The sequence below is a fragment of the Polynucleobacter sp. MG-28-Ekke-A2 genome, assembly GCF_035012985.1.
GTDB lineage: Bacteria > Pseudomonadota > Gammaproteobacteria > Burkholderiales > Burkholderiaceae > Polynucleobacter.
In genome coordinates this window covers 1-4,300 of record NZ_JAYGQU010000038.1, presented here as the reverse complement: position 1 = coordinate 4,300, position 4,300 = coordinate 1, and the positions used below count along the sequence as shown (strand labels likewise).

At 40.6% G+C, this 4,300-nt stretch carries 4 protein-coding genes and 1 pseudogene; 1 reads left to right on the top strand and 4 read right to left on the bottom strand.

Features of this window, described 5'->3' with window-relative positions; genetic code table 11:
- Positions 1 to 443 precede the first annotated feature (443 nt).
- Positions 444 to 797, bottom strand: coding sequence for a hypothetical protein (locus VC188_RS11735; protein ID WP_323484083.1), 354 nt, complete (start codon positions 795 to 797; stop codon positions 444 to 446).
- Positions 798 to 970: 173 nt separating this feature from the next.
- On the opposite strand from VC188_RS11735, the gene VC188_RS11730 reads away from it, so the two are divergent.
- On the top strand, positions 971 to 1,276 hold the full coding sequence (locus VC188_RS11730) for a high-potential iron-sulfur protein (RefSeq protein WP_216218220.1): 306 nt from the start codon (positions 971 to 973) through the stop codon (positions 1,274 to 1,276).
- Positions 1,277 to 1,421: 145 nt separating this feature from the next.
- Here the strand turns inward: VC188_RS11730 and hemF are convergent, their stop codons facing one another.
- The 3 genes and pseudogenes from hemF to VC188_RS11715 form a co-directional block, all read right to left on the bottom strand.
- The gene (hemF, locus tag VC188_RS11725; RefSeq protein WP_323484082.1) at positions 1,422 to 2,363 is read right to left on the bottom strand and encodes an oxygen-dependent coproporphyrinogen oxidase; all 942 of its coding nucleotides are present in this window, start codon (positions 2,361 to 2,363) and stop codon (positions 1,422 to 1,424) included.
- On the bottom strand, positions 2,356 to 4,125 hold the full coding sequence (locus VC188_RS11720) for an ABC transporter transmembrane domain-containing protein (protein WP_323484081.1): 1,770 nt from the start codon (positions 4,123 to 4,125) through the stop codon (positions 2,356 to 2,358). Before VC188_RS11720 ends, hemF begins: the two co-directional genes overlap by 8 nt.
- Positions 4,126 to 4,181: 56 nt before the next feature.
- Positions 4,182 to 4,300: pseudogene (locus VC188_RS11715) on the bottom strand (IS30 family transposase); the annotation flags it as partial.

Genomic DNA, 4,300 nt, shown 5'->3' with positions numbered 1-4,300 from the left:
TTACATCGAAATGTTTTACAACCCGGTTAGGCGCCATAGTTACAACAATGGACTTTCTCCGGTAAGATTTGAAGAGCAGTACCAAGCGAGGTTGGGAAGTGTCTAGGATATTGGTAGCGATTCAATCCCTAAAAAAGTATGAACCCCTGACCATACTGTTGCAGCTCCAATTCCAAACAATGCAATACGATGAAACAAAGAGACAAATAAATTCCCAATAGGGTCAGAGATTTTCTCCAAGGAGATTTCAAGCTTAGAACTTTTATTTGTTGGCTTGGGTGACATATTTATTTTGGTAATTTTCTATGCTATTTGATTAATTCTATTCTGAGAATTTAAAAAACAAAAGAGCATTAGATCCTCCAGATTAGGCGACTTCTATCAAACTTCTGATTTCGTACAGAAACCACTTGAAGCTTACATGGATGAAATGATTATTTTATCTAGAATATCTTAGAAAGCCCCTCGTCAGCAATATTTAGAACATCCTCGGCCGTATTCGCTAATTTACCTATACCATTTACTTCAATAAGAAAATTTTTCAGTTGATGAATATAAATTCGCGCACTAAAACTGTCCCTCTCATTGGAAAGAATTAAATCCAGATAAGCCTCATTCGAATTTGTGTCATATTTTTCTGTCAAACCGGAGAATGTAGCAATGGAGCTATTTTGCTTACTCAATTCTCTAAGCTTATCTATTAACTTCGTTACTAAAATGACGTACTCAGCATGTAGCGCAGGATTAGTAAACGCCAAATCATCAACTGTGATTGTATGTAGTGTTTGTAGTGCCATTTTGAGCCTTACTAGATGCTGATTAATTTAATGCCATCTATTCTTTTTATTACCGTGGTTTAAATTTCTAATTGAGCCTAAATTGCTAAGCTGGCGATATTGGCATTAATATTTACTTAATATATGATTAAATGCGTAGTGATATGTTCATGTTAAATGCGATAGGAGTCAAGATGAAAACTACCAGGCGTACTTTTATGACAATGTCCATTGCTGGAGTGGCGGTATTGGCTTTAAATAAACATGCCCAAGCCCAGGCAATGCTTTCTCCTGCCGATCCTCAGGCGGCTGCACTTGGCTACAATCCAGACGCATCTAAGGTGGATAAGACTAAGTTTCCAAAGTATGCCGCTCCACAGGCTTGTGGAAACTGCGCTCTTTATCAAGGTGGCGCTGCAGCAACTGGCGGTTGCCCTTTGTATCCTGGAAAGCAAGTGTCTATTAAGGGCTGGTGCTCTGCATACAATAAAAAAGCCTAGGTCAAGCCTTTGATGGCCTCATTTAAGGGGTGCACATACCTCTGAATGCAGGGTTATTGACTTTATGCCAATAAATCTTAGAATAAACTTTGAAGTCCCTATTTTTCCAACTTTTCGCCCCATGTGGGCGATTTTTTTATAGGGCTCACGCTAGCCAATCGCATGGCTTAAGGTAGTAGTCATAAAGCTTGGCCTCGGGTGTACCAGGTTTTGGTTGCCAGTTGTACCACCATTGCACTACTGGTGGCATCGACATCAATATAGATTCAGTACGCCCACCGGAGTGCAAACCAAATATAGTGCCTCGATCAAAAATGAGGTTGTACTCCACGTAGCGACCGCGCCGATATTCCTGGAAAGATTTTTCTTCCGGTGTGAAGCTATCTTGATAACGTCGTTGTACGATCGGCAGATAAGCATTGATAAATGCATCACCTACTGCGCGTGTCATGGCAAAGCTCTTTTCAAAGCCAAGTTCATTAAAGTCGTCAAAGAAAACGCCGCCTATGCCGCGTGGCTCTTCGCGATGTTTTAAGTAGAAGTATTCATCACACCACTTCTTGAAGCGAGGATAGAGTTCTTCACCAAAGGGATCTAAGGCATCTTTAGCGGTTTGATGAAAGTGTTTGCAGTCTTCATCAACGCCGTAATAGGGTGTGAGATCAAAGCCGCCGCCAAACCACCAAACTGGTTCTTTGCCAGGGGCTTGCGCAATAAAGCAGCGCACATTCATATGTGTAGTTGGTACTTTGGGGTTATTTGGGTGAAAGACCAAAGAGACACCCATTGCTTCAAAGCTACGGCCCGCTACTTCTGGGCGGTGATGCGATGCTGAGGGCGGCATTTGATCGCCGCGAACGTGTGAGAAACCAACGCCACCTTTTTCAAGAATATTGCCACCATCCAAAATACAGGTGCGGCCATAGCCTTTGAGTTTGCTGTCCTCAGGCTTATGCCATTCATCTGCAACAAAGACTTTGCCATCCAAAGCACTCATCGCACTGGTAATGCGATCCTGCAAACCTAAAAAGTATTCTTTTAGGGCCGCGACATCAATTTGAGTATGTTGATCTTTATTGTCAGGCATCAGTAAATTGCAGCTTAGCTAGATGTGAGTAAAGACCTTCATTATTCACAAGCGAAGAGTGGTTGCCAATTTCAACAATTCGACCATTCTCCATGACAACAATTCTGTCAGCTTTTTTGACAGTCGCCAGTCTATGTGCAATGACTATGGTTGTTCTACCTTTCATTGCCTCTTCGAGTGCTTGTTGTACCAGTCTTTCCGACTCTGCATCTAGGGAGCTAGTAGCCTCATCTAATAAAAGTAATGGTGGATTTTTTAGCAAGGCTCTTGCTATGGCAATTCGTTGTTTTTGACCGCCAGATAGCCTGACACCTCGGTCACCTAAGAATGTGCTGTATCCATCCGGCAACTTGGATACAAATTCATCGACAAAGGCAATCTTAGACGCCTTAATTACATCCTGATCGCTTGCATTTTCATCGCCATAGCGAATATTTTCTAATGCATTTTCAGAAAAGATGCTGATATCTTGAGGTACCACTCCAATGAGTTTGCGTAAATCATCTAATTTATAGTTTTTTATATCAACACCATCAAAAGAAATGCTACCTGACTGAGGATCATAAAATCTCTGTATTAATTTAAATAAGGTTGTTTTACCTGAACCCGATGGACCTACAATCGCAATTTTTTCTCCAGCCTGAATATTTAGAGAAATGTCTGTAAGTACATTTGTTGGAATGGATTGGTAGTGAAAGCTTAATCCTTGGATGTTAATGCTGATAGCTTTATTAGCTGATGAAGGAGGAATAAAGGGTTCTTTAGGATTTTGTACTTGTGACTCGATGCTTAATAGCTCTAAAAGTCTATCGCCAGCACCAATCGCTCTTTGTGAGTCGCCAAGAACCTCTGAAAGAGCTGCTATAGAGCCTGCAACAATTACTGCATACAAGAAAAACTGGGTTAGTTCACCACCAGACATCTCCTGGTTGCTGACTGCATAAGCGCCAAGCCACAACACGGTGATGATGCTGGTAAAGCCCAAGAGTATGGCAACAAAAGTAAGCTTGCCACGAGCTGCACTCCTAATTTTTGAGGCCAAAAATGAAGCTTCAACAGATGTGTTAAATGCTCGGATTTCTTTTTGTTCATTTGCAAACGACTGAACAGTAAGAATGGCATTTATTTTTTCACCTGCTATTGCAGAGGCCAGCGCAATTTTATCCTGTGAATTTCTGGATAGCTTCCGAACTTTTTTACCCATCACCATGATGGGTACTACGGTTAATAATAGGGTAGCAAGAATGAGTAAGGACAATTTAATGCTGGTAATAAACATCATTGTCATCCCGCCAAGCAGCAGAAATAAATTTCTCACCGCCATGGAAATGCTTGTACCTATTAGGATTTGAACTATTGAAGTGTCGTTATTAATCCGAGAGAGAAGTTCGCCACTTTGTTGTGTTTCGAAGAACTCTGGACTTTGTAAGATGATATGTGAGTAGACTGCTTTCCGAATATCACAAGTGACTCTTTCCCCTAGCCAGGAGACGATGTAGTAACGCAGCGCACTAGCAAATGCAAGCACAAACGCAGCTGCAAAAAGATTAATGAAGGTTAGGTTAATTTGCTCATGGCTTATATCGCTAAATCCTAGATCAATGATCTTCCTAAAACAAAGTGGTACTACTAAAGTTGCTGACGCAGCAAGAATAAGACTTGTTGCAGCAATTATTAGCTGTTTTTTATAAGGCCTTAAAAAAGGTAAAAATGACTTTATTGAGTTAAGTTTTTTTGAGTTTTGAATTTCTTTTTCAGTCATAAGCCATTTTTTGATTACTTAATTGCATTGTTATTGAGGATTTATCTTACGTAGATTCAAACACGAAGTGCAACACGGTTTAAGGACTGCATAAATACTTCATTGGGGGTTTTAAATCCTAATCGTTTTCTAGGTCGGTTGTTTAAACGGTCTTGGATCATTCTAAGCTCCTTAT